We start from the raw sequence: 24,660 nt of genomic DNA, 5'->3' as shown, positions 1-24,660 counted from the left end.
GTATTGAATATTTAACTATTTGATACAAGATGAAGGAATTCCTACATCTATTTAATGGCGTGGATCGCTAAATCGTTAAAAACAAGCCTTTAAAAATTTTAATAGTAATTGAGAGTAATAGGCTTCTCAATTGTTCATTCCCATAAAAAGAGGCTCGGACATTATAGCAACATCCAAACCCCTAAATTGATTTTAGAATTTTATTTATCTAATTTTAATCCTTCTTCAATTTCTTCAATTTGCTTAATTGTCGTTGTTGTTGAACCTGAAGCAAAGTACCAAAGTTTAGGATCTAATTCTAAAACTTTACCATTTTTAACAGCTTTCACATTTTTAATGACATCGTTGCCTAAAACTTGTTTGGCTGTTGATTTTTCACCGATTGCTTTACCACGATCCATCGCGAAGATGATATCTGGATTTTTCTCACTCACATATTCATTTGTCACGTTTTGACCATGACTGCTTTTCTTAATATTATCATCAACTGGTTTGAAACCTAACGTATCGAATACGAGATTACCGAAACGGTCTCCCGCTCCAAAAGTAGATAATTCACCTTCGTTAACAAGTAAATACATTGCTTTTAAATCTAAGTTTTTTGTTTTTGCTTTTACTTCTGCAATCTTTTCATCTAATTCTTTATTTAAAGCTTCTGCTTTCTTCTCAGTATCGTAGATTTTACCAAGAATACTTGTGTCATTTTTCATAGATTCTACGAAATCATCATTTTTAGCACCCATATAAACGATTGGTGCATTCGGTGCTGCTTTTTTCAACTCATCTATATTTTTTTGGTTTGCTGTACGTGCTGATAAATAAATCACATCTGGTTTCACTTTAGCAATGACGTCAAAGTTAATTTCTTTTAGAGAACCTGTGTTTTGGTATTTATCTGATTTAAAATCATCTAAGAAGTCTGGTAACTGCGCGTTACCTTCACCTTTTGGTAAAGCCACAACTTTATCTTTTAAGTCCATCTCTTCTAATGTTTTTAATGCACCGTAGTCAAACACGACTGCTTTTTGCGGATTTTTCGGCACTTTTACAGTATCAGAGTAAGCTTTATCTTCACTGCCATCTTTGGCTTTCCCGCGTAATTTAAAATCATTTTTTACTTCAACAGTTTCTTTAGAATCACCTTTTTTTGATGATTTTTCTTCATCATTACCACATGCGACTAATACAAAGACCATCGCAATCATTAATAATAATCCTAATTTTTTCATGTTGTCCTCCTAATTTAACTCAATACTTTATGAGACATTTGATGATACATACATGGTAGTTCATCAAAATAAATACAAATTTGTTGACCTCGTATCGTTTCAATTTTGACATCCATGTCATAAAGTTGTTTTAACACCGATGCTTCTACTACGTCACGTTTATCGGCAGCTTTAATGACTTTTCCATCTTTTAAAGCGACAATATCGTCCGAATACACAGATGCAAAATTGATATCATGTAAAACAACGACAATGGTTTTATTATGAAAAACAGCGAGCTCACGTAAGGTTTGCATAATTTGAACAGAATGTTTCATATCTAAGTTGTTTAACGGTTCATCTAAAAGAATATACTCCGTATCTTGTGCGATTGTCATCGCGATATACGCGCGTTGACGTTGACCACCTGATAGTGTTTTAAGATAACGGTGTCGTATTTCATCCAACTTTAATAATGCAATCGCTTCATTTACTTTTGCTTTATCTTCTTTTTTTAAATAACCTTTTGAGTATGGAAAACGACCAAAGTTGACCAATTGTTCAACTGTGATATTTAATTCTGTATGGTTCGTTTGTTTTAAAATCGATAATTTTTGAGATAAAGCCTTGGACCCATAGGCATGTAAAGGTGTGCCTTCGATTTCAACACTGCCTTCTTGGAAGTCACGCAAGCGACTGATTGCTGACAATAACGTACTTTTGCCTGCACCGTTTGGTCCAATCAACGATGTGAGTCGGCCTTTTTGAATATCAACACTCACATCCGTGAGTATTTGTTTCTCATCAATAAATTGATTTAAATGTTGAATACGAATCATGTCATTTCCCTCCGCCTCATTAAAAGATAGATAAAGTAAATGCCTCCAATGAGGTTAATTAAAATACTAACTTGTGTTGTTGCTTCAAATAAGTGCTCTACAATCCACTGTGCGACAAATAAACTGATCCAACTGATACATATCGTTGCTGGTAAAATATAACGATGTTCGAAATTTTTAATGAGTTCATGCGCCAAATTAATCGTTAGTAATCCTAAAAATGTAATCGGTCCGACTAATGCTGTTGCCAATGCAACCATTAGTGCTACTAAAATGAGTAGCATCCGTGTCATCTGTGTATAATTCACACCTAGATTAATCGCTTGGGCGCGCCCGAGTAACAATACATCTAGATACGGAAGCATTTTCACTGTTATGAGCATTAAGATGGTTAAAACAATGGCACTTAACGTCACTAACGTAGAATTTGAACCGTCAAAGTTTGCAAACATGGCACTTTGCACCACAAGGAAGTCTTCAGGATTTATAAGTAACTCAAGAAAACCAGTAATACTTCTGAAAAATGTTCCTAATATCACGCCAATTAATAAAATAAAGTACACCGAAAACTGTCCATATTTAAAAATACCTTCAAATAAAATCAATGCGAAAATCACCATTACAACAAGCGTAATTGTAAAATTCATATAAAAATTTGTAATGAAAATCGAACTTGTACCAAAAATAAAAAGAATTAAAACTTTACTAAAAAGATATACAGCATCAAGTCCCATTATGGAAGGCGTTAATAGACGATTTACAGTGATGGCTTGAAAAATGACAGTTGAAGTAGCGATAGCTGCCCCTACGAGGATCATTAAGAAAAGTTTTCTCAAACGACTACTAAACTGATACTCAAAAATTTCAAAATCAAGTCCAATCAACAGATACATGGCACCAATAATTATGGTAGCGACGAATAAAATGATGAGTTTTTTCAAGGACGCATTACGCATAATGACGACGTCCTTTCATCAACATAATAATAAAAATAATTGTCCCGAACATACCAATCGTTAAACCAATATTGATTTCATATGGATAAACCACGACGCGTCCTACAATATCTGAAAACATCACAAAAATGGCGCCGAGCATTGCTGTATGTGGCAAAGCATTTTTCAGATGATCTCCTTTAAAGATAGAAACGATATTGGGTACGATAAGACCTAAAAATGGAAGTGTTCCGACTGTGACAACAACCAGCGCCGTAATTGTAGCAGTTATAAACAAGCCGATGTTTATGATGACATCATAATTCAGCCCTAAATTTTTACTAAAATCACGACCCATACCTGCAATTGTAAATTGATTTGCAAATACATAAGTCAGCACAAGTAACGGTATGCTTAGGTACAAGACCTCATAGCGTCCACTCGTAATAATGGCAAAATTACCATTCATCCAGTTACCTAAACTTTGAACTGCATTCGTTTTCAAAGCGATAAATGTTGAAAAACTGGAGACGATACCACCGAGCATAATACCAATCAGCGGAACAAAAATAACATCTTTAAATCGTATGCGTTGTACCATTTGAACAAATAAAAATGTGCCCGCTACACTTAACAGTACAGCAAACGACAATTTAATTAGGGTATGTTCAGCTGGAAAGAAAATAAGCGAAATTAAAATACCTAACTTCGCCCATTCCATCGTCCCAGCTGTCGTAGGACTTACAAATTTATTTTGCATCATTTGTTGCATAATTAAACCTGCCAATGCAAGTGTACTTCCAGCGATAAGAATACTTACGGTACGGGGAATACGACTTGCGAATAGAACGTTCAGTTGATCATCATTAAGGTTAAGAAGCGCTGTAATCGGAACGCTACTCACCCCAATGAACAAAGAGCACACAGTAAGGATTGTGAGTATGACAAACAACACATAGCCATTCATAAAATAGCGCATCATTCTGTCTCCTTTTCACCCTTACAAACATCGACAATGAAAATCATTATCATTTAAAGTGTAGCACCAAATCATTTCACAAACAATATTCTTTTGAACTAAAAAACAAAAAAATCTCAAAACGCAACAAAATTGCCATGTTTTGAGATTTTTCATTATGTTATTTGTGGTCTTTAAGCTGTTTTCGACTCATTCTCACCATAGAGATTGAAATCCAACTCACCAATAAGGAAGGTAAAATAAAGATATTAATACTGTCTACCGTCAATAAGTTGGCAAATAAATTTTGAACATCGATATCAGCCAATCCTTTTAATTGATTTGCCACGAATTGATACAACGTAAAATAAATTAATAACCATTGAATGAAGTATTCTAAAATTTGTATTAACGTGTCACTTATAACAATTTTACGACTCATGAACCTTAAAAAGATATATTGAATGATTCCACTAAGTAGCATCGTTATAAGGCCAATTTGAAAGATACCATCGGTAATATCAAATAATAACACCATTGGTAACCAAACTACGAATGAACCTATCAAAATGGTAATATAACTCAAGAAAATTAAAAGGGTTCCAATCGCAATGGCTTTAATAAAAACCAATCTTCCTTCTTCGTGTCCTACTAGAAATCCTATAAGTAAGAATAAGATTAAAATAATTATCGTATTAATGAGTAGCATGTGTCACCATCCCGTATAAAATCAAAAGTCCTATCATATTTTAACTTTAAAAGCGCCAATCTTTAAAAAATTTAATGTACTTTTAAACCTTGTAAGATGCGTATAAGAAAAAGATGATACACATTTTATAATCCAATGCATCACCTAATTTATGACATGTATTTAAGAATTTTGTGAGACAATAAACATTAAACTCAGTGATAATACTGTAAGTACTGCACCAATCATCACCCATGTGTTCAGTTGCTTCTTAGCAGCCTCGCCCTCTTTTTTAGAAACCATTACCGCTTTTATCCAAGCAACTACAGAGAGAATGATTAATATGCCAATAATTATAGTCATTATATGGCACACCTCCACTAATATAATTACATATTTATTTTAGCATATTCTATTTTATTCAGTGCATTTTCTATAGGCAAATCATAAAGACGTCACATTTTTCTCCTCATCGACAAATCATTTTGTAAAATATAAAATTAATAAAAATACTTCATTAAGGGGGAATTACATGATTATCGGAGCAATTATTTCACAAGATCAAACATGGCTATTACTGGCTTTTATCATTGGATGGGCTACATTGAGTATTGTTTTAGAACATAAGTTTAAAATTGCTAAAGTCATTTCAGGAGCAATCATTGCTCTCATTGGCGCCATGCTACTTTCAAATTTCAATATTATACCAACACGCGCAGCTGTATATGATATGGTATGGAACTATATCGTTCCATTATCTATTCCGCTTCTCTTATTTCAATCTAACTTAAAAAAAATTTGGAATGAAAGTAAGCGACTATTATGTATCTTTTTAATTGCTAGCGTAGGCACTGTCATAGGTGTAATGGTTGCTTATACTTGTTTACATCCCTACATCCCACATCTCGAAAAAATCGCAGCCATGATGACGGGAAGCTATATTGGAGGTGGTGTTAACTTTGCAGCATTAAGCGCGAAATTGGTACCTCCGAGTGATCTTATTTCATCGACTGTCGTCGCAGATAATAGTGTGATGGCACTCTATTTCATCTTTTTAATCGCATTACCGCAATTTTCTTGGATAAAAAAACATTTTAAATCATCTTACAACCAAAACATTCAGACCTCTGAACACAAAGATTATTGGAAAGCTAAACCAATTCATTTAAATGATATTGCAATCGCATTAGGTCTATCTGTTTGCATCGTTGCCGCCAGTTTCACCCTGTCTGAATGGTTTCAAAGCATTACGCCAAAATCATGGGGCATCGTAAACACACTTTTGACATTTTTGGGGGATCCTTATCTACTCATTACCACCATCACTTTAATACTTGTGATGCGTTTTGAACATTTCTTTGAGAACTTAAATGGTACGAATGAAATAGGTACTTTTATGATTTATATTTTTTTCGTAGTCATTGGCACGCCCGCATCATTTTCAGTTATATTTAAAACTGCACCGCTTCTCTTTATTTTCGTACTGATTATATTAATATGCAATATTAGTTTAACACTTGTTTTGGGACGTCTTTTTAAATTTAATATTGAAGAAATGTTACTTGCCTCAAATGCCACTGCAGGAGGGCCCACGACTGCAGCTGCACTCGCAATAAGTAAAGGATGGCATGGTTTAATTGGCCCAATACTCATTGTTGGCACACTTGGCTATGTGATTGGCAATTATATGGGTACTTTAATCTATCAATTTTTACGTTAATGATTGTTTTTTCGGGGAAAATGATATACAAAGGAGGCATTGAGATGGCAGTTTATATTCAACGCATTTATAGTGCGTCTACTCATAAAGGTGTACGTGTCTTAGTAGACCGCATATGGCCAAGAGGCATTTCAAAAGAAGAAGCACAAGTTGATGTTTGGCTCAAAAACATAGGACCATCAGCATCTTTACGAAAATGGTTTAATCATGATGCAGACAAGTTTGAATCTTTTAAAGCAAAATACATGAAAGAACTGACTAACAACACCGATCAAAATCATGCTTTTGAAGAGTTAAAATCTATTATCAATCATACTGAAGCAGATATCTATTTACTTTATTCAGCAAAAGATACGAAGCATAACCAAGCTGTCGTGTTAAAGTCCCTCCTTACTTAATGTATTACTGTATACGATACTGATCGTTCTTATAAAAGCCCGAATCATTCCTTTACATAAAGAATGATACGGGCTTATTTTGGAAACACTATTAAGCAGTAGTGCTGATTTATGCTACTTTGATACGTCTATGAGAAATATGATCAATCATTAATCCTATACACATACAAATGACAAAAGGCACAAGCCAACCAAGCTGTGATGACGCTAACGGCATGTGCTGGTAGAGTGTCGTTAGTAGTGGGATTGACCATTGAAATGTCAATGCAACTTGAACAATTGATAATATAAGTGTAACCATTGTTGATAAAATATAGGTCCATCTTAAGCGGTATGGAAACACCATATTAACAAGTGATACTAAAACGAGTACAATTGCTACGGGATAAATAAATAACAAAATAGGTTGCGCGATTTTTAAAATGGTATTTAAACCAAACGTTGTAAAAAACAACCCAAAAGTTGAAAAACACAATACCAATCTTTTATAACCTAATTTAGGAACATAATTGATTGTAAAGGATGCACATGCATTAATTAAACCGACACATGTTGTTAAACATGCGAGTAGTACGATTAAAGCAAACAAGTAATGACCAAACATCCCAAACACACGTGTCGATTGATACGTTAAAATAGACGTCCCATTATAAATAGTTTCGGTATGAGGTGTAGTTGCTCCCATCCATGCTAATGCCATATATACTGCGCCTAACAATGTTGCCGCGATAACAGCTGCTTGTAATACACGAATTGTTAGTTGACGTTTCTCTGTCACTCCATGTACTTTAAATTGATTTACCACAACTACCGAAAAAATTAATGCACCTAAAACATCTAATGTAAAATAGCCTTCAAGCACACCATTTAATACGGGTTGTGTAACAAAAGCACCTTTTGACATCGTGGGTGCCTGTTCTGCATTGATAATGGCCAATAGACATAACAGGCCGATTACAAGTAGTAATATTGGCGTTAAATACTTTCCTAATACATCCATGATACGCGTTGGAAACATCGCAAGGAGTGTAACAACCGTAAAAAAACCAATCGCAAAAACGACAAGCGTGACTGTATTATTCACAGGCAAAATAGGTGCTACTCCAATTTCATAAGCAACATTTGATGCCCTTGGAATACCATAAAACGCACCTGCTGTTAAATAAACGATAAAGGCAAATGTTGTCCCAAATATGGGGTGAATACGATTGCCTATACTTTCCACACCTTCATTGTAATAAGCGACAATGATGACTGCCAAACAAGGTAATACAATGCCTGTAATGACAAACCCTGCCATTGCTTGCCAAACATGGTCGCCAGCTGTATGCCCTAACATTGGAGGGAATATTAAATTACCCGCCCCGAAGAATAATGAAAACAACATCAGTCCAGATATAACTACAAATTTATTCACTTGAAATTCCCTTTCCTCAAAATCAACATTATATTTAATTTTCTGAAAATTTTATAAAATTCATTTTCTAAAGTCACTTGTTCATTATATGAAAACACTTTAACAATGTAAAGCGTAAGTCTGATTTTTTAAGGGAATTTAAAACGCCTTCGACATTCATTTCAAGAATGAACGTCGAAGGCATTGGTCTATTAATGACGCTATGGCTAGGAATTTTTTTTAATTGTTGGCGTAGTAGAGATAAATATGTCCAAACCAAAATTACCACGCACTTATTGACTATACTATTTCACAATTAAAACTGGTACATTCACACGTTTTGCGATTTTATGAGTTACGTGGCCTAGTACATGTTTAATATCCATTTCTGCACGTTTATTACTCATTACAACAATATCATAGGCGTAACCTTCAATTTCATTAACAATCTCGTGTGTCGGACTTCCTGTCGTAAATTTAATTTGATATTTTAATCCTTGGTCATCTAATGTGTTTAAAAATGGTCGCATTTCTTCTTTCTTTTCTTCAACAACATCTTCAAAGTGTTTACCTTGATAACGTACATAATTGGCCAGTTCCGTTTCGGAAATAACGTTAAAAATAACAATCTGATACGTTGCAGCGCCTTGTGTTAACTTTTTCAATTGTTCTGGTACATTTTTAAAACTATTTCCAAAATCATAAGGAACGAGTACATTTTCATACATAAAATGTCACCCCTTTTTATTTTTTAGACCTCTCTTTACATCTTTATTTTATCATTTTGATAGCGCTTACTCAACGTTCCATATTAAATATATGATGAAATTAACGTCGGACATAATCAAAATAGCCAACATCATTCGGATGTACGAATTTTGCTAGCTATTCCTATTAGCATTGATAAATAAGTGTTACGTAATAATCAAAAAAAGGAAGGTGAAATTATTGCAAAGGATACATGTTTGTTCATTTAACTTTTACACGTGTTTATGATGCTAATTCGACATCATCAAATGTATGCATCACTCTTTCCGGACATAGTTGATGACCTATGACAACCAAATATGAAGGCATATCGATTTGACAAGGTTTAAGTTCTAGGTGACCCGGTACATATTGCATAATGCAAGGCTGATCAATGCCTTCAACTTCAACAAATCCTTTTACACGATAAATGTGTCCCTCTAATTGTTTCAGTCCTTCAATTAGCGCCGATTGTTTAATAGGTTTGTTAAATTCGTGAAAACATTGTGTCAATGCGCCGTGCGTTGTTGGACGTGATTGTTGCTCAACTACAGCTTGTTCAGGCATTTCATTTAGAGTCACTTCTCCAAACTGCGTCAACACATATGGAACACCTGGATAATCCGTTTCAAGCTTATTCACAACGTTAAGTAATCGCGTTGTATCAATTAAGTCTATTTTATTTAAAATTAAATGACTACAAAATTGTGTTTGTTCTTTTATAAGTGTTTTAATATCTTCAGGATATTCCTCTTTTTTATCATATACAGATGCATCGATAACACCTAACATACGTACACGCTCTACAAGCGGTGTAAGAACTGGTGTTAAACATGCATCATAAACTTCTAATGGATGCGCGAGACCACTACATTCTATAAAAATAATATCAGGTTGATGCTCTAAATAAATGGAATGTAGTTGTGCGGCGACATCGTTTTTAAACGTGCAACAAATACAACCATTAGTCATCGTTTTAATATGTATTGGTTCATGGATAAAATGTTGATCCACATTGCGTTCCCCAAAGTCATTCATAATGACAGCAGGCTTCAAATGATGATCAATTGCATCTTGGATCAGAAAGTTAAGCGTCGATGTTTTTCCGCCACCTAGAAATCCGGTCATAATTACGATTTCCATTAATAGCCACCATCCTTCATCCAGTCTCTGAATACACGACTCCCCGTTGTAGTAGCTTGTCCTTGATATTTACCTGAATAGATCTCATTTGGCGCCGTTTTAGTTTCTGCCAAAACGATTTGACATATCCGTTGGTTCTGTTCGATTTCTAAGGGGAAATCATTTGCATTATATAGTTCTAATGTGATTGCGCCTTCAAATCCGGGATCAACCCATCCTGCATTTTGTATAAATAAACCAGCTCGTCCAATAGAGCTTCTACCTTCCACAAAGCCTGTCAAGTTTTCTGGTAGTTTAATATATTCTTTCGTCGTCGCTAAAATAAAACCATGTGCAGGAACCACTACACTTGTTTGGTGAATTTCTTCATATTGAATAGGTTCGCTTAACTTTTGAGTGCCATTCAATGGCTGTAAAGGTCTTAAAAAGTGATTGGCTAACGTTAAATCAATAGAAGCTGGTTCAACATGAGATGCCTCAAAAGGCGTCACTTTAAGTGCCCCTGATTGTATGTATCCTTTAATATCATTGTCAGATAAAATCATTTGTGCACCTCAATTCTTCACTGAATAAATCGGAATCATTACGTAGTTCAAACATATTTTTAAATGTATCATGTCTAAATTAACTATACAAGACATTCTTTTATTTCTAATTTAACGTTTAAAATGTTGAGTTTTACAATTTCTTATGTTCCGCTATTATGCTAAACGTTTTTTATTACAACTATGTGCAAGTGACAAACACATCTATTAAATCTATATTAAAATATAAAAGCTATCAAAACGTTCAAATATGCTTTGATAGCTTTCCACGAATGAATGCATGTATTACTTTTCTATATGAATCACTTTTTCACCTAATGCTTTAGGTTCTGAATCGTCCCTTTTCGTATGCCCCTTCAGCAATAACTTTACAGGTTCTTTTTTTATAGGATATACGACCATTGCTTTGACATTATCTTTCGGTTTCACTAATAAATCGCCATTTTCTTTTAGCTCACTATATTTTGACCCGTCCTTTGTAGTAACGTAAGTGTCATGTATTCTTTCTTCAGTGTCTTTAGTATCCTTAATGAATTCGAAGTAATGCCCCCATGCTTTTTGGGCGGACATGTTCTCTTTACTTTTATTTGTATATTCGTATTCAAAAACGATATATGGCCCTCGTTTGTCATCCTGATTGAATTGTTCAACAAGTTTCGGTTTTTTTAATTTAAATTCTGCCTCTTTTGTTTTTAATGTATCTGCTTTAAAATAACCATTACCAATATTTTCCTCAGCTTCTTTTTTATCGTCTTTACCGTTACCAATGAGTCCACAGCCACTCAGTAAAAGCGATGATACACACAGTGCACTAAAAATTTTTTTCATATTCTTCTCTCCCCTTAAAACTTACCATCATTAAATGTTTCCAATTTAAATGTTTGTTTACCTAGTGACTCATAATCATCATTAGTTGCCTCAATAATGACTGGGCTTGTTGTATTTTCTAACTTAAATAGAATCATCGCTTTATGTTTACCACCTTTTTTAATCTCTTTATCTGAAAGCATGTCATAGTCACTTTTATGCGAGTCATCTAATAACATCGTTAAGTCTAAATCTTTTTTCTTTCCGTTCACTTCTTGATAAATGTTAAAAGCTTCAATCCATGCGTCAATTGCTGATATTTTTTCATTTGATTTGTTTGTCACTTCATAACCAATCGCAATAGCTTGAATATTTTTATTATCAAAATCTTTCATCTCTATACGAGCCATCTTTTCTAAATTAACCTCAAACTTTTTAGTTTTATATTGCTTGCCGTTAAATTCACCTTCTGGTTTATATTTCTCTGAATCCGCTAATTTTAACGTTTCTGTTGTATTTTCCTTGGTCGGTTTTTCAGTCTTCTCTTTTCCCTTGTCTCCGCCATTCCCACAAGCACTTAGTAGCAAAGTCATCATCATTAATGCGATTCCTTTTTTCATATGTATCAAACACCCCTATTCATTTTTACACATTTTAATTTACCAATTGCAAAACACTTTTTCAATAGCATATTTTATTTTGTAATCCTAATTTAGCGATGTTTTTTATCACTTTTTATTTTCATTTAGAATAAGAAGTAACGCTGTGTTAATGGCAATTCTGTTGCTGCCTTACTCGTGATTTTTTCACCATTTACAAACACTTCATACGTTTCTGGATCTACATCAAGTTGAGGCAGTGCGTCATTGTTCACCATATCTTTTTTAGAAAGATTACGGATGTTTTTAACTGGACGCACATGACGCTTTAAATCTAAAGTACGTCGAATCCCATCTTGATAGGCCGCTTGTGATACAAATGTCAAAGCTGTACTTTGCATATTCCCACCATATTGGCCATACATCGGTCGATATTTAATTGGTTCTGATGTCGGGATAGAGCCATTGGCATCACCGTTGATGGCAACATTGATTAAGCCACCTTTGATTACTAATGTAGGTTTCACACCAAAGAATCGCGGATCCCACATCACTAAATCAGCCAATTTTCCTTCATCTACAGATCCAACGTAGTCTGAAATACCATGCGTAATCGCAGGGTTAATTGTATACTTTGAAATATAACGACGAATGCGGTTATTGTCGTTATGTTCACCATCACCTTCAAGGGGACCACGTTGCGCTTTCATACGATGTGCCACTTGCCACGTACGTGTAATGACCTCACCGACACGACCCATCGCTTGAGAGTCTGAACTAACCATGCCGAACACACCCATGTCTTGGAGTACGTCTTCTGCAGCAATTGTTTCTTTGCGTATACGTGAATCCGCAAATGCCACATCTTCTGGAATAGATGCATTTAAATGATGCGTAATCATGACCATATCTAAATGTTCATCGACCGTGTTATGCGTGTACGGGAGTGTGGGATTCGTTGATGATGGTAAAATATTTGCGTGCGCTGCCGCTTTAATTAAGTCAGGCGCATGACCGCCACCAGCACCTTCTGTATGATACATATGAAGCACTTTATCCCCAATAGCTTTCATCGTATCTTCCATAAAACCTGCTTCGTTAAGCGTATCTGCATGGAGCGCAATTTGAATATCATATTCATCAGCCACTTCTAATGCGTGACGTAATGCTGATGGTGTCGCCCCCCAGTCTTCATGTACTTTAAGTCCTATGACGCCTGCATGGATTTGTTCGACTAATGCGGTATGATTGACCGCTTGACCCTTTCCTGTAAATCCAACATTAACCGGCAAAGCTTCTGCTGCCTGTAGCATACGGTGAACATGCCAAGAACCCGGAGTTACAGTTGTTGCTTTAGTCCCTTCCGTCGCACCTGTACCACCACCAATTTGGGTGGTAATGCCACTTTCTAAAGCAATTTCAGATTGCTCTGGATTAATAAAATGAACATGCGTATCAATACCACCAGCTGTGATAATACTACCTTCTGCTGCAATAATTTCAGTAGAGGCTCCGATAATAATATCCACATTGTTCATAATATCTGGGTTGCCAGCTTTACCGATTTTCATAATATAACCATTTTTCACACCAATATCGGCTTTAATGACTTTATCATGGTCGATAATGACAGCATTCGTAATCACTAAGTCAGCCACTTTTTTGTTATCACGTGTTGCATTCGGATTTTGTCCCATGCCGTCACGGATAGATTTTCCGCCACCAAATGCCACTTCATCCCCATATTGGGCATAATCTTTTTCAACTTTCGCAAAAAGATTTGTATCTCCTAAACGAATAGAATCTCCAACTGTTGGACCGTACAAACTTGTATATTGTGATTCTGTCATTTTAAAACTCATTTGACATCACTTCCTTCTTCCATATTCGGACCTGTAATACGGGATTGATCAAGTGGACCGTCAACTTTGCCATGAAAGCCGTAAATATTTTGCTCACCAGCATAACGTACAAGGCGAATTTCTTTTTCATCTCCCGGCTCAAAACGTACAGCTGCACCTGCAGGGATGTCTAAATGTTTGCCATATGCCTCGTCACGATCAAACGTGAGTGCTGAGTTTGCTTCATAGAAGTGATAATGTGACCCCACTTGAATAGGACGATCCCCACTGTTTTTGACAGTAATTTTAGTAGTTGCACGTCCTTCATTTATCATGATTTCACTTGATTGTACGATGATTTCTCCTGGTTTCATTATTTATCCTCCTAAACAATCGGATGATGAATGGTCACTAGCTTTGTCCCATCTGGAAATGTAGCTTCAATTTCAATATCAGTCACCATAGATTCAACGCCATCCATTACATCGTCTTTATTTAAAATTTCACGCCCGTAGCTCATGAGTTCCGCAACAGATTTACCGTCACGCGCACCTTCTAATATCTCATAGCTGATTAATGCAACTGCCTCAGGATGATTTAGTTTTAAACCGCGCGCTCTGCGTCGTCGTGCCAAATCTGCTGCAACAACGAGCATCAATTTATCCTGCTCACGTTGCGTAAAATTCATCTCACTACTCACTCCCTTTTGTAAAAATAAACTTACATTCAAATTATAATCCTTTAAATGACGCGCTTCAAATGATTATGTTATTATTGAAAAGTATTTTATAGATAGATTCTTTTTAAATAAAGCATTATAAATTATCACAAACTATACCAATATAACTTTTACGGTAATTTATTTAAGTAACATAGTTAAAAATTAAAGGAAAAGAGTGATATGATATGCCTTTACTACTACAAAGTTTTTTGAAGAACATATCTCAAGTCGTTTTACTCGAAAATGTATGGACAGGATTACTCATTCTGCTTGCGTTATGGATTGGAGATTGGAAAGTCGGTTTAGCGGCAATGATTGGAAGTGCGATGAGTTTATTAACCGCTCCTATGTTTGGTTATTCGAGAGCTGAAATTCATGCCGGACTATCAGGGTTCAATAGTGTGCTTGTTGCTATCGCATTGAGTATTTTTATGGTGATGACGTGGCAAACTGTCATGATATGTTTGATTGCAACAATTATCGTTATGCCACTGTCCAAAGCAATGCAAACTGTGTTTCAACGTTATCATTTACCAGAACTCACGGCACCGTTTGTACTGATTACATGGATGATACTACTTATGAATCAACAGTTTAAATTTTTAAGAAGTACTGTAAACGTCTTACCATTAAAGCATGTCGCTAAGATTGATGTATCCCAACCATTACATCCCATTGCCGCATTTTTTAATGGTATCAGCCAAATATTCCTCGTAGAAAATGTAATTTCAGGCATCTTAATCATCATCGCTTTTTTTATCGCTTCAAGATGGGCGGGTATTTTCGTAATCATTGCCAATTTACTAGCAATGACATTTGTATATGTATTAGGCTCTGATATGATGGCATTAAATCATGGTCTCTTTGGCTATAATTTAATTTTAACGGTGATGGCAATGGCAGTTACATTTCGAGCACGCACACATTACAACCGTTATTTGATGTTTATCCTTGTCATCGTGTTAACACCCATGTCATATGGTGCAATTGCCACTTTTTTAGAACCATTCGGCATTCCAATATTGACACTCCCCTTTATTATCGTCACATGGGTATTACTCCTCGCAGGTAAAAATAAATTAGACAAAATGTGACGCGCATACTTTTTCAATCCCCTCATTTTGGATTGTTAATAATCACGAACGCGTATAACATAGAGCATGTGAAAAGCCCTAAAAATTCATCATACTGTGAATTTTTAGGGCTTTTCGTTAATGTTACATGAGACAAACATTGTATCTCATCAAACTTCCTTATTTGATTTCTTCAAAGTACGCTTCATTTAAATGATTCATTTCCAAATGTTCAATTTGAAGCGTTGTATGTGATAAGCCATACTTTTCTTTTAATAAGCGTTCCAACTTATTTATTGTTTCGTAAGCATCTTGACCACTTTTGCTATCAAGTACAACGTGTGCACTTAAAGAATAATGATCCGTTGTGATAGACCATAAATGAAATTCATGTACATCTAAAACTTGATCAACACGTTTCATATCTTCCATAATCTCATCCGTATTTAAATGTTCTGGTACAGACTCCATTAAAATCAATACCGCATTTCGCATAATTTTATATCCGCCACGTAAAATTACTACAGCAATCACCATACTTAAAATAGGGTCAATCATTTGAATTCCTGTAAAGTAGATAAGTACCACTGCTACAATCACACCGACAGAGTTCAATAGGTCACCAATAAAATGCCATAAAGCACTTTGAATGTTGATGTTATTTTCACTTTTAAGTGAGCGCATTAATATTATCGTTAAAACGATATTGACGATTAAACCTATTGTAGCAATAACGAGCATTAAACCACTTTCAACAGGTTTTGGATAAATGATGCGCATAATCGCTTCATAAAAGATCCATATTGAGATGATGGCTAAAGCCAAGCCATTTAAAAATGCAGCTATAATTTCAAAACGTAAATAGCCAAATGTATAGTTCGCAGTCGGTTTACGGCTTGCAAAGTAAATCGCCACCATGGATAAACCAAGTGCAATCACATCACTTAACATATGAAAGGAATCTGAAAGTAAAGCAAGTGAATTAGAAAGTATCCCTCCAACAAACTCTACAATCGTGAAAAATAATGTAATAATTAATGACGCCCATAGCGTCTTTTTAGAACTTTTTTGTAATTTTCGATGTTCAACATGGTGGAAATAATAATTTCTTTGCATCACCTAATCCTCCTTAATTCCCGTACGTAATACTTGCACCTAGATGTCCAGCTACAATTAATAATCCAAATCCAATAATCGTGAAAATCAGTACGCCCCATTTCGAGTAAGTTGCATAAGCTTTAAACCACATACCCCCTAAGTGAATAACCGTTGCAAGACCGTATGCTATTAACGAAAGCATAGCAAACGTCTCATGTAAGTGCACTAAACTTTCTACATGTTGTGGATTAAAATGTTGCATTGCGTATTCCTCACCACTATCACCTAATAAGTAACTCATGACTCCTGATAACATACCAAATATAAGTAAAAGCGCTAATGAAAAAGACAAATCTTTTTTCTTAAGTATCACGTTCAATAACGCAATTAACGTTGCAAAAGATAATAAAGCTATTGGAAAATGGACAAATAATGGATGTAATGGCATTTCTATCTACCCCTTGTTTTCTTTATAGGCTTACTATATATAAGAAAACTGAAATGAAACTGAAATTTTTAAAGTTTTATCAAAAACGTTGTGCCTTTTCCTTCTTTTGAACGTACAGTCACTGTGCCACCATATTGATGTACACGTGCTTGTAACAACGCCAAACCAATACCTGACCCTTTTTGATTTTGGTTCCCCCTGTAAAACCGTTTAAAGATATGCTGTTGTTGGTCGTTTGAAATCCCTACGCCATTATCACTTACCTTTAATTCAATCCCATTGATTGTTTTAGATGCACTAATAGATACGTTTACCTCAGAATCATTATGTTTAATCGCGTTGTCCAATAAAATATTAACGATTTGCTTCAGGTGAAATGGTAAGATGGGATACGTTAAATGTCGTGCATAGAGCCGTTTAACCTTGGTACGATATGCCATTTCAATCGATTGCACCGCTTCATCAAGAATTGGCGCAATCGGAATCTCGTCGATTTCTTTAATCGTCATATCGGTATCTAACAAGGAATCTATGAGTTGTTGCATATACGTAACTTCAGATTTCATTTGCGTCAATGTTTGGCGGCTGGTTACACTCAAATGATCACGATCAAGCATTTCTATATATTGTGTACCAAGTAATAATGATGCGATGGGGGTTTTCATTTCATGTGAGGCATTTTGTATAAACACGCGCTGCTCTTGCATCAATTGTTCATACACTTTAATTGGGCGTTGCGCAAGATAATATGCCAAGCCCATCATTAGTATAAAACCAAATACAAAACATCCGATTAATACTGTTATTAAAAAACCTTTCGTTTCATGAAAATCGTGTACATTCGTTAAACTGTATAACGTTCGTTCATTTGAAAGTGATACGCTTCTAACCTCAAACACCCCATGATTACTTTCATCAATATACGGTGTTTGAGATGCTTGATTAAGAAAACGCGTTTTCAATTCACGCGTAGTAAACGGTGTCATGGCTTCAATAACCTTTCCGTTTTTCACAATGAAATAATCATGAGTTGGATTGACCGATTCGTGATGTTCAAGTGTTGTTTTGACACTTGTGGTTTGTCGTTCAGCCGTCTCATTAATTTCTTGATTCAATTTATAACTAAATAAAATAACAATTATCAAAAACAACACGCTCAATAAGGCAAACAGCATACCCGCATATTTAATAAAAGCAGGCCAAAATCGGTAGTTTGTCATGGCATCACTTCCAATTTGTACCCGACGCCACGGATACTTTTAATGTGAAGTGTGGTGTCCAAGTGCATTAATTTTTTCCTAAGTTGACGAACAAGTGCATCGATATTATTATCTGATACAATTTGATCTAAATACCACACTTTCTCAATAATTAACACGCGTGAAACGACTGCATTCAAAAATAATAATTCCAATAATTGATACTCTTTTTGCGTAAACTCTAGGATGTGACCTTCTTTTATAAAATGATGTTTTTGGAAATCATACGTTACATTTCCAATTGTTTTAACTTGTTTATTTAACGCATGATATCGCTTCATCACCGCAAGCATCCGTGCTTCTAACTCTTCAAACTCAAAGGGTTTCGTCACATAATCGTCTGCCCCAGCAGTAAGTCCCTCCACTTTATCAGCCGTTTGAGACTTGGCAGTTAACATGATAATCGGAATAGCATTGCCACTTTGACGAATGTGATGAATAATATCCACCCCCGTCATATCCGGTAACATCCAGTCTACAAGAATCAAGTCATAATGAATTTGCTCCATATATAATGAGACGTCTTCACCTGATGTTAACCAATCTACTGTATATTGACGCAACTTCAACATATTTAGAAGTAAATCTCCAATCATACGGTTGTCTTCAATGAGTAAGACTTTCATTTCATCACCTCGTGTATTCTAAGTTGTTATGATGCATTGTTATCCTTGCTCATATGATCATCTACGCGATACTGTTGCACTGTTAATATCGCCACACACCACATCACCGCGACACCAATAAATCCCGCCACATAGGCACACATTTTGTAAAATTGTTTCATACGAATGCCTCCTTATAAAAATTTTATCTCTATTATATACCACTTTATTTTAATGAATAACCCGTCCAATTTTATACTCAAAATATATTGCACTTTTTATCTCGTGTCTTATATTTTCACCATATTGAGAAATGAGTGCATAGCGCATATATGTAAAAAAACTGCCAACAAAGTCGTTAGCTTTGTCGACAGTCTGGAATACACACGTTTATTTTTTTCTCTTCGGTTGTTTTAATATATCAAAAAAGACGTGTTTGATTTTGGTTTCATTTAAATTTGATTTGTGGTTTTCATAATTTGTTGCTAAGACAACTGTGTAACGCCCATTAAAATAAGCCGTAAATGTTTGTCCAAAAAACACACCATTCACGCGATTAAAGTCAGGGAATGAATAAAACCCATATCGGTAATTTTCAGGATAACGTGAAGACTTTATTTCATGTATATAGGCCTGTGTTTCTTGTTGTGGAAAAACTTGATTCGTTTGTAATTTTTGAATCATACGCCCCATATCGTAAGGGGACATATATAAATTCCCTGCCCCATAATATTGATCTAAAAATACAGGCTTTTTAAACACAGGAATATGGTCACTTAATTTGTATCCTTTCGCCATATCATTTTGATAACGTACATCATTATAAAATGCACTATGGTTAAGATTATAAGGATTAGCAAAATCTTTGTAATAGTTTTCCGTATAACTTCTTTGTGTCACTTCCTCTACAACTTTAGATAACACAAGATAATTCGCATCGTTGTAAAAATGTTTATGGTATGTTTTAGGGTTGATTCCCTTATCATGAATGGCTTGTACCGCACCATCTAAATCTAATATGTCGCGTGAACCTTCATATTTATAAAGTCCGCTACGATGTAACATTAAATCTTTCAATGTAATTTTCGGGTTTGTTTCAAAATCAGGTAAATAGTCGTCTACAAAGTCATTAAGATTAATTTTATCGTCTAATTCCAGTTTTTTAATCATCATACCTGTAAAAAACTTTTGCGCTGAACCAATGAGAAAAAGTGTATTGGGTCCGTTCGCCTTACCAGCTTCTATATCTTGGAAGCCATACCCTTTATTCATTTTTAACTGACCGTTGTCAAAAATGGCAATCGCACCATTAAAATCAGTCTTTTTTAAGTACTGATCAATCGAGGTATACGCGACGTTTTTTTGATCAACGACTGTTTTTAAGCGTGGAATGTTCTCTGCCTTGATCCCATCTTTCTTATGTTGATTGGAAATATATTCTGTTAAATGTTGATCATGTTCACGTTTTAAGTAACGGTATACACTGGCACTACCTATCAAAACTGCAAAAGCTACTAAACCTATCATCACTTTCTTTAATAAAGCTCTACTTTTATTTTTCACTCTTCATTTTCCCTCTTTTAATCTTTCAACAAAAAAAGAATTTTGTCACTGCTCAGCGACACATACTGACATCATGTGACCTCTGAACTCCGCTAAATACATGATTGTTGCGATGAATTACTGGTCACGTGACGTGTTATTTAATAATATCAATCAATTCTTTCTTAGAAGCTGAGCGTGCCGGAATCCATCCAAATACAACACCGATGAATGACGATACACCAACTGCGAGTAAAACAGAACCAAATGTGACTGAACTGCGTATATAGTCTGGTGTTAAAGCATCCACAATAGATGCTATGCCAATACCAATGACTAATCCAATCACGCCACCAATCAAGCATAGAATAATACTTTCTATGAGAAATTGCAATTCAATATCCCTCCCCTTTGCTCCAAAGGCACGGCGTATCGCAATTTCTTCTGTTCGCTCTGCTACTGAAATGTACATGACATTCATGACGCCAATCCCAGCAATGAAAAGCGAGATACCTGCAACTGCTGCGACAAAATACGTAATCGCATCGAACACTTTATTAATATTTTTCATGAGGGCTTCCATATCTGTATATTGATATGTACCATCACCTACAGCAGATCCATTTTTATTTAATTTTTCTGCAACAGCATTGCCTACATCTTTTTTATTCATCGATGCGCTAAATTTCACCTCTAATTGTGGCGTCGAAGAAGTTAACGTTGGAAGATAACGCTTCACTGTTTTCTCAGGTATTTGAACAAGATTCGGTGTCATCATTTCATCTTGAATAGCGTTAACTGTAAACCCCATACCATCAATATAAATTGTTTTCCCTACCGCATCTCCTTTAAATAAAGCATCTGCAACGTCAGAACTAATGGTTGCCACGCGTTCTGACATGTCATTGTCCTCTTGTGTGAATCCTTTTCCCTTATCCACCTCTTTAGCCGAAGATAATGGTTTTATCGTAATCTCTGATTTTTTATTCGTGCGCGTTGCTTCACTTTTTAACCCCGTCTCATCATTTGATTTAATATTTACTTCTTCCACACCTTTGACTTGGCGAGCCATATCGACATCCGCAGCTGTAAAAGGTTGCGTATTCGCTATTTTGCCCCCTTCTGCCATTTGATTATCCATATAATCTATAAGCACTGTATTTTTAGAGGCACCTGCATCATTAAACTGCTCATTCGCCGTTTTTTTAAACCCATTACCAAGCGCCATAATCGTAATGACCGCTGCGATTCCGATTATAATACCAATCATCGTAAAGATATTACGACGTTTATTTTTCATAATAGAACGCAAGGCAACGTGAATAATATTACTAAAGTTACTCATGCACGTTCACCTCTTCTTTTTGAATACGTCCATCTAAAATATGAATGATACGATCTGCTTGCGCCGCTACTTTCGGATCGTGCGTGACCAAAATCATCGTTGTACCTTGTTCTTTATTGAGCTTTAAAAATAATCTCATTATATCTTGCGACGTTTTTGAATCGAGTGCCCCTGTGGGTTCGTCTGCAATAATAAATTTAGGTTGATTCACAATCGCACGTGCAATCGCAACACGTTGTTGTTGTCCCCCAGATAATTTATTTGGAACAAGGTGTTCTTTATCATAGAGCCCTACTTCATGAAGCATCGCTTTTACGCGTTCTTTGCGTACTTTAGCCGATAAACCCGCATAAAGTAAAGGGATACTCACATTTTCTAAAATGGTATTATTTTGAATGAGCTTAAAGTTTTGAAAAACAAATCCAACTGTACGATTACGAATTTTAGCAAGTTCATTATCTGAACGTTGTTGATAATTATGTTGGTCAAATAAATAATCTCCTTCATAACCGCGATCAATAAAACCTAGAATATTAATAAGCGTACTTTTCCCCGAACCAGATGGCCCCATAATGGCAACAAATTCACCTGAATCAATACGTAAATGAATGTCCTTTAAAATGTGATTCGTTTCATTACCATTTTTAAAATGCCGATTCACATTAACAAGTTCTATCATGATGACACCTCAACTTTTTTACCATCCGAGATACCACTATCAGGTTTTTTAATTAAAATATCACCTTGCTTTAATCCATTTTTTACTACAAGATCGCCATTGTTTTCATCATATTTAATTTTACGTTTGTGTACTACGTGTGTTTTATCAACAACATATACATTGTCATCTTTTGTGAGCACAGATGCTGGGATTTTTAACGTTTTTAATGGGATTTCAGCTTCCACAGAAAAACCATGTCGCACTTCAAAATCCAACTCCCCTATCATCACTGTATATTTAGATGACGCGTGATTGTCTCCACCGCTAGGGTTTTGTTCAGTAGGATTGGAAGCATTCACCGTTTGACCTTCATCTGCTGTGGATTGCATTGAGCCTGCTCCAGATACTTCCGATTGACCAGTGGCTTGCGAATGTTCTTCATAACTTGTTGGCAATTCTGCAATGCTTTTAATTTTCCCTTTACCTTTTTTGCCAGAGCTTGTAACCGTCACATTCACCGTATCACCGACAGAGATTTTATTTAAATCAAATTCTGACACAGTAGTCTTTATTTGTGGTTCCTCTGCAATCAGCTTTAAAATCGGTTCACCCTCAGCCACATGATTCCGTTTAACATTTGAAACAATACCGTTAAACGTTGCATACACGCTATCGTTAACTTGACGATCATAGTGATTGAGTTGTTTCCAAGCTTGATTGATGGCAGCCTGATCCCCTTTAGCTTCAGCTTGACGTACTTGGTCATAGAGTTGACTACGTTTTGCAGGGTCTACCTGATATTGAATTAAAGGTGTGCCTTGCGTGACACGTTGCCCATCATTGACTTGAACACTTACAAATTCCCCTAATTGCACATTGTTTTGATACGTTTTAATAGACTCTGGTGACACTTTACCAGTCACCTTAATCGCACTTTCTGGTTTCACTTCATATGTATCATAGCCTGATGTTTCTTCTTTGTTGTTTCCTGTCATTGCTCTACCAATAAACCCTGCGATAATCAAAAATAAAATACCTACAATAGACAGGACTATTAAACTTTTCTTATTCAATTGATTCGCTCCTCACCCTATATGTTTGACGCGCAAATGATGTTGTTTAACCAAATCGCGTTGTTATTAATTAAGTTGAATATTGGTCACATGATAAACATAACACAACTTAATATGTTTAAGTTTATATGATTTTTCACATACACGAAAGTAAATTAATGCAATTTTTGATTATTTTCTTTAAATTAACATTTGTTAATTCTGAAATTCACATTGATTAATTAAAAAATATATCGTATTGTGATTATAAAGTTGTCAACACATCAGTAATGGGAGGCGTCAAATCATGAAAAACAACTTTTTACATATTGAAGCGTTTGAAAAAGAACGTTCAAATCCTAAAGTATTATTGAAATTCTTATTATTATTTTTATTGTCTTGTATTACTGCTTTTATCTCAATATCTTTGACAGACTATACATCGATTTTAAAAGATTTAGACTTGGCATCTACGGATATAGATTCTGCGTTAACTCTATTCAAAATATTGGGAATCATTATGAGTATCATTATTTATATTTTTATATTTCTCATGTATTTTGTTATTACGTTAATTATCGCGAAAGTCGCTAATTTGAATGTCGAAGTAAAGAGTATCCTTGCTGCAACATTACTTATGTTAATCATTATCTCTTTTATTCAAATCGTCATTTTAAGTATACAATGGATATTTGGCTTACAACTTCCTGATATCAATATAGGGTCTTTAAATGTGCTGTCACCAGGACAACCTATTTTAGGGGCAATCAATATTCAAAATATCTTAACTGCATGGTTGTTCGGTGTAGTCCTTTATTCAACGTGTCACCTTTCAAAAAAATGGGCATGGATCTTTGCGATGATTCATTTGATATTTACAATATTGATTGGTGTTATAGGCTTCTTAGTAGCGTAAACAAAAGGGTTCAGGCATCTCAATCCTATCCATTAAAAAACATCCAACACCATTCATGAGTTCATGAACGATGTTGGATGTTTTGCCTTTTATGAATGCATTTAGTCTTCGTGATT

General features: G+C 35.2%; 28 protein-coding genes. 4 read left to right on the top strand and 24 right to left on the bottom strand.

What is annotated here, in order from left to right; all coding sequences use genetic code 11:
* Positions 1-200 precede the first annotated feature (200 nt).
* The 6 genes from SHYC_RS01935 to SHYC_RS01910 form a co-directional block, all read right to left on the bottom strand.
* Positions 201-1,229 carry a ferrated catecholamine ABC transporter substrate-binding lipoprotein SstD gene (locus SHYC_RS01935; protein ID WP_039644032.1) on the bottom strand — a complete coding sequence of 343 codons (1,029 nt, stop codon included), beginning with the start codon at positions 1,227-1,229 and terminating at the stop codon, positions 201-203.
* A 14-nt stretch (positions 1,230-1,243) separates the two neighbouring features.
* Positions 1,244-2,047, bottom strand: a complete 804-nt coding sequence (locus SHYC_RS01930) for an iron ABC transporter ATP-binding protein (protein WP_039644029.1) — start codon at positions 2,045-2,047, stop codon at positions 1,244-1,246.
* Complete coding sequence (locus SHYC_RS01925) at positions 2,044-3,003, bottom strand: iron chelate uptake ABC transporter family permease subunit (protein ID WP_039644027.1); 960 nt, start codon at positions 3,001-3,003, stop codon at positions 2,044-2,046. The genes SHYC_RS01930 and SHYC_RS01925 overlap by 4 nt, the downstream gene beginning before the upstream one ends.
* A complete protein-coding gene (locus tag SHYC_RS01920) occupies positions 2,996-3,961 on the bottom strand; it encodes an ABC transporter permease (RefSeq protein ID WP_039644025.1) in 966 nt (321 codons plus the stop codon). The genes SHYC_RS01925 and SHYC_RS01920 overlap by 8 nt, the downstream gene beginning before the upstream one ends.
* A gap of 160 nt (positions 3,962-4,121) precedes the next feature.
* On the bottom strand, positions 4,122-4,649 hold the full coding sequence (locus SHYC_RS01915) for an SA1002 family membrane protein (protein WP_039644023.1): 528 nt from the start codon (positions 4,647-4,649) through the stop codon (positions 4,122-4,124).
* 162 nt (positions 4,650-4,811) lie between these two features.
* On the bottom strand, positions 4,812-4,991 hold the full coding sequence (locus SHYC_RS01910) for a hypothetical protein (protein ID WP_039644021.1): 180 nt from the start codon (positions 4,989-4,991) through the stop codon (positions 4,812-4,814).
* Positions 4,992-5,160: 169 nt separating this feature from the next.
* Here SHYC_RS01910 and SHYC_RS01905 point away from each other — a divergent pair, with 169 nt between their 5' ends.
* Positions 5,161-6,348 carry a DUF819 family protein gene (locus SHYC_RS01905; RefSeq protein ID WP_039644019.1) on the top strand — a complete coding sequence of 396 codons (1,188 nt, stop codon included), beginning with the start codon at positions 5,161-5,163 and terminating at the stop codon, positions 6,346-6,348.
* A gap of 44 nt (positions 6,349-6,392) precedes the next feature.
* Entirely contained in the window at positions 6,393-6,746 is a 354-nt protein-coding gene (locus SHYC_RS01900; protein ID WP_039644017.1) for a DUF488 domain-containing protein, read from the top strand.
* Between the two features lie 109 nt (positions 6,747-6,855).
* Here the strand turns inward: SHYC_RS01900 and brnQ are convergent, their stop codons facing one another.
* The 9 genes from brnQ to SHYC_RS01855 all read right to left on the bottom strand — a co-directional run bounded on the left by brnQ (position 6,856) and on the right by SHYC_RS01855 (position 14,512).
* On the bottom strand, positions 6,856-8,163 hold the full coding sequence (brnQ, locus tag SHYC_RS01895) for a branched-chain amino acid transport system II carrier protein (RefSeq protein ID WP_039644015.1): 1,308 nt from the start codon (positions 8,161-8,163) through the stop codon (positions 6,856-6,858).
* A 284-nt stretch (positions 8,164-8,447) separates the two neighbouring features.
* Positions 8,448-8,870, bottom strand: a complete 423-nt coding sequence (locus SHYC_RS01890) for a universal stress protein (RefSeq protein WP_039644013.1) — start codon at positions 8,868-8,870, stop codon at positions 8,448-8,450.
* 262 nt (positions 8,871-9,132) lie between these two features.
* Positions 9,133-10,032 carry a CobW family GTP-binding protein gene (locus SHYC_RS01885; protein WP_039644011.1) on the bottom strand — a complete coding sequence of 300 codons (900 nt, stop codon included), beginning with the start codon at positions 10,030-10,032 and terminating at the stop codon, positions 9,133-9,135.
* Positions 10,032-10,577, bottom strand: coding sequence for a dCTP deaminase (dcd, locus tag SHYC_RS01880; protein WP_039644009.1), 546 nt, complete (start codon positions 10,575-10,577; stop codon positions 10,032-10,034). Before dcd ends, SHYC_RS01885 begins: the two co-directional genes overlap by 1 nt.
* 285 nt (positions 10,578-10,862) lie before the next feature.
* Entirely contained in the window at positions 10,863-11,405 is a 543-nt protein-coding gene (locus SHYC_RS01875) for a DUF5067 domain-containing protein (protein ID WP_039644007.1), read from the bottom strand.
* Between the two features lie 14 nt (positions 11,406-11,419).
* Complete coding sequence (locus SHYC_RS01870; RefSeq protein WP_039644005.1) at positions 11,420-12,004, bottom strand: DUF5067 domain-containing protein; 585 nt, start codon at positions 12,002-12,004, stop codon at positions 11,420-11,422.
* A 125-nt stretch (positions 12,005-12,129) separates the two neighbouring features.
* Positions 12,130-13,845, bottom strand: coding sequence for an urease subunit alpha (gene ureC, locus SHYC_RS01865; protein WP_039644003.1), 1,716 nt, complete (start codon positions 13,843-13,845; stop codon positions 12,130-12,132).
* Positions 13,842-14,198 (bottom strand): urease subunit beta, encoded by a 357-nt coding sequence (locus SHYC_RS01860; RefSeq protein WP_039644001.1) that lies wholly within the window; start codon positions 14,196-14,198, stop codon positions 13,842-13,844. The genes ureC and SHYC_RS01860 overlap by 4 nt, the downstream gene beginning before the upstream one ends.
* A gap of 11 nt (positions 14,199-14,209) precedes the next feature.
* Positions 14,210-14,512 carry an urease subunit gamma gene (locus SHYC_RS01855; RefSeq protein WP_039643999.1) on the bottom strand — a complete coding sequence of 101 codons (303 nt, stop codon included), beginning with the start codon at positions 14,510-14,512 and terminating at the stop codon, positions 14,210-14,212.
* A gap of 242 nt (positions 14,513-14,754) precedes the next feature.
* On the opposite strand from SHYC_RS01855, the gene yut reads away from it, so the two are divergent.
* A complete protein-coding gene (gene yut / locus SHYC_RS01850; RefSeq protein ID WP_231912798.1) occupies positions 14,755-15,639 on the top strand; it encodes an urea transporter in 885 nt (294 codons plus the stop codon).
* A gap of 159 nt (positions 15,640-15,798) precedes the next feature.
* On the opposite strand, the gene SHYC_RS01845 is transcribed toward yut, so the two are convergent.
* The 9 genes from SHYC_RS01845 to SHYC_RS01810 all read right to left on the bottom strand — a co-directional run bounded on the left by SHYC_RS01845 (position 15,799) and on the right by SHYC_RS01810 (position 23,649).
* Positions 15,799-16,734, bottom strand: a complete 936-nt coding sequence (locus SHYC_RS01845) for a cation diffusion facilitator family transporter (protein WP_039643994.1) — start codon at positions 16,732-16,734, stop codon at positions 15,799-15,801.
* Between the two features lie 13 nt (positions 16,735-16,747).
* Positions 16,748-17,164: a DUF2231 domain-containing protein gene (locus SHYC_RS01840; RefSeq protein WP_039643993.1), complete on the bottom strand. Its 417-nt coding sequence runs from the start codon at positions 17,162-17,164 to the stop codon at positions 16,748-16,750.
* 68 nt (positions 17,165-17,232) lie between these two features.
* Positions 17,233-18,384, bottom strand: coding sequence for a sensor histidine kinase (locus tag SHYC_RS01835; RefSeq protein WP_039643991.1), 1,152 nt, complete (start codon positions 18,382-18,384; stop codon positions 17,233-17,235).
* On the bottom strand, positions 18,381-19,049 hold the full coding sequence (locus SHYC_RS01830; protein ID WP_039643989.1) for a response regulator transcription factor: 669 nt from the start codon (positions 19,047-19,049) through the stop codon (positions 18,381-18,383). The genes SHYC_RS01835 and SHYC_RS01830 overlap by 4 nt, the downstream gene beginning before the upstream one ends.
* A gap of 26 nt (positions 19,050-19,075) precedes the next feature.
* Positions 19,076-19,210: a hypothetical protein gene (locus SHYC_RS12515; protein WP_257053540.1), complete on the bottom strand. Its 135-nt coding sequence runs from the start codon at positions 19,208-19,210 to the stop codon at positions 19,076-19,078.
* 208 nt (positions 19,211-19,418) lie between these two features.
* Complete coding sequence (locus SHYC_RS01825; RefSeq protein WP_039643987.1) at positions 19,419-20,591, bottom strand: serine hydrolase domain-containing protein; 1,173 nt, start codon at positions 20,589-20,591, stop codon at positions 19,419-19,421.
* A gap of 136 nt (positions 20,592-20,727) precedes the next feature.
* The gene (locus tag SHYC_RS01820) at positions 20,728-21,915 is read right to left on the bottom strand and encodes an ABC transporter permease (protein WP_039643985.1); all 1,188 of its coding nucleotides are present in this window, start codon (positions 21,913-21,915) and stop codon (positions 20,728-20,730) included.
* Positions 21,908-22,594, bottom strand: coding sequence for an ABC transporter ATP-binding protein (locus SHYC_RS01815; protein ID WP_039643983.1), 687 nt, complete (start codon positions 22,592-22,594; stop codon positions 21,908-21,910). Before SHYC_RS01815 ends, SHYC_RS01820 begins: the two co-directional genes overlap by 8 nt.
* Complete coding sequence (locus SHYC_RS01810; RefSeq protein ID WP_039643980.1) at positions 22,591-23,649, bottom strand: efflux RND transporter periplasmic adaptor subunit; 1,059 nt, start codon at positions 23,647-23,649, stop codon at positions 22,591-22,593. The genes SHYC_RS01815 and SHYC_RS01810 overlap by 4 nt, the downstream gene beginning before the upstream one ends.
* 286 nt (positions 23,650-23,935) lie before the next feature.
* On the opposite strand from SHYC_RS01810, the gene SHYC_RS01805 reads away from it, so the two are divergent.
* Positions 23,936-24,544, top strand: coding sequence for a hypothetical protein (locus tag SHYC_RS01805; protein ID WP_039643979.1), 609 nt, complete (start codon positions 23,936-23,938; stop codon positions 24,542-24,544).
* Positions 24,545-24,660: the final 116 nt, after the last annotated feature.

Source organism: Staphylococcus hyicus, from assembly GCF_000816085.1.
Taxonomy (GTDB): domain Bacteria; phylum Bacillota; class Bacilli; order Staphylococcales; family Staphylococcaceae; genus Staphylococcus; species Staphylococcus hyicus.
The sequence above is the reverse complement of the archived record's forward strand: the minus strand, read 5'-3'. Positions and strand labels throughout refer to the sequence as shown.

Bases quoted from the DNA above. Each gene is read 5' to 3' on its own strand.
- SHYC_RS01845 (WP_039643994.1), bottom strand. From the start codon at position 16,734: ATGCAAAGAAATTATTATTTCCACCATGTTGAACATCGAAAATTACAA.
- ureC (WP_039644003.1), bottom strand. From the start codon at position 13,845: ATGAGTTTTAAAATGACAGAATCACAATATACAAGTTTGTACGGTCCA.
- SHYC_RS01855 (WP_039643999.1), bottom strand. From the start codon at position 14,512: ATGAATTTTACGCAACGTGAGCAGGATAAATTGATGCTCGTTGTTGCA.
- SHYC_RS01805 (WP_039643979.1), top strand. From the start codon at position 23,936: ATGAAAAACAACTTTTTACATATTGAAGCGTTTGAAAAAGAACGTTCA.
- SHYC_RS01885 (WP_039644011.1), bottom strand. From the start codon at position 10,032: ATGGAAATCGTAATTATGACCGGATTTCTAGGTGGCGGAAAAACATCG.
- SHYC_RS01830 (WP_039643989.1), bottom strand. From the start codon at position 19,049: ATGAAAGTCTTACTCATTGAAGACAACCGTATGATTGGAGATTTACTT.
- SHYC_RS01900 (WP_039644017.1), top strand. From the start codon at position 6,393: ATGGCAGTTTATATTCAACGCATTTATAGTGCGTCTACTCATAAAGGT.
- dcd (WP_039644009.1), bottom strand. From the start codon at position 10,577: ATGATTTTATCTGACAATGATATTAAAGGATACATACAATCAGGGGCA.
- SHYC_RS01870 (WP_039644005.1), bottom strand. From the start codon at position 12,004: ATGAAAAAAGGAATCGCATTAATGATGATGACTTTGCTACTAAGTGCT.
- SHYC_RS12515 (WP_257053540.1), bottom strand. From the start codon at position 19,210: ATGAAACAATTTTACAAAATGTGTGCCTATGTGGCGGGATTTATTGGT.
- SHYC_RS01930 (WP_039644029.1), bottom strand. From the start codon at position 2,047: ATGATTCGTATTCAACATTTAAATCAATTTATTGATGAGAAACAAATA.
- SHYC_RS01920 (WP_039644025.1), bottom strand. From the start codon at position 3,961: ATGCGCTATTTTATGAATGGCTATGTGTTGTTTGTCATACTCACAATC.
- SHYC_RS01815 (WP_039643983.1), bottom strand. From the start codon at position 22,594: ATGATAGAACTTGTTAATGTGAATCGGCATTTTAAAAATGGTAATGAA.
- SHYC_RS01925 (WP_039644027.1), bottom strand. From the start codon at position 3,003: ATGCGTAATGCGTCCTTGAAAAAACTCATCATTTTATTCGTCGCTACC.
- SHYC_RS01890 (WP_039644013.1), bottom strand. From the start codon at position 8,870: ATGTATGAAAATGTACTCGTTCCTTATGATTTTGGAAATAGTTTTAAA.
- SHYC_RS01910 (WP_039644021.1), bottom strand. From the start codon at position 4,991: ATGACTATAATTATTGGCATATTAATCATTCTCTCTGTAGTTGCTTGG.
- SHYC_RS01840 (WP_039643993.1), bottom strand. From the start codon at position 17,164: ATGCCATTACATCCATTATTTGTCCATTTTCCAATAGCTTTATTATCT.
- SHYC_RS01905 (WP_039644019.1), top strand. From the start codon at position 5,161: ATGATTATCGGAGCAATTATTTCACAAGATCAAACATGGCTATTACTG.
- SHYC_RS01935 (WP_039644032.1), bottom strand. From the start codon at position 1,229: ATGAAAAAATTAGGATTATTATTAATGATTGCGATGGTCTTTGTATTA.
- SHYC_RS01820 (WP_039643985.1), bottom strand. From the start codon at position 21,915: ATGAGTAACTTTAGTAATATTATTCACGTTGCCTTGCGTTCTATTATG.
- SHYC_RS01860 (WP_039644001.1), bottom strand. From the start codon at position 14,198: ATGAAACCAGGAGAAATCATCGTACAATCAAGTGAAATCATGATAAAT.
- SHYC_RS01915 (WP_039644023.1), bottom strand. From the start codon at position 4,649: ATGCTACTCATTAATACGATAATTATTTTAATCTTATTCTTACTTATA.
- SHYC_RS01835 (WP_039643991.1), bottom strand. From the start codon at position 18,384: ATGACAAACTACCGATTTTGGCCTGCTTTTATTAAATATGCGGGTATG.
- SHYC_RS01875 (WP_039644007.1), bottom strand. From the start codon at position 11,405: ATGAAAAAAATTTTTAGTGCACTGTGTGTATCATCGCTTTTACTGAGT.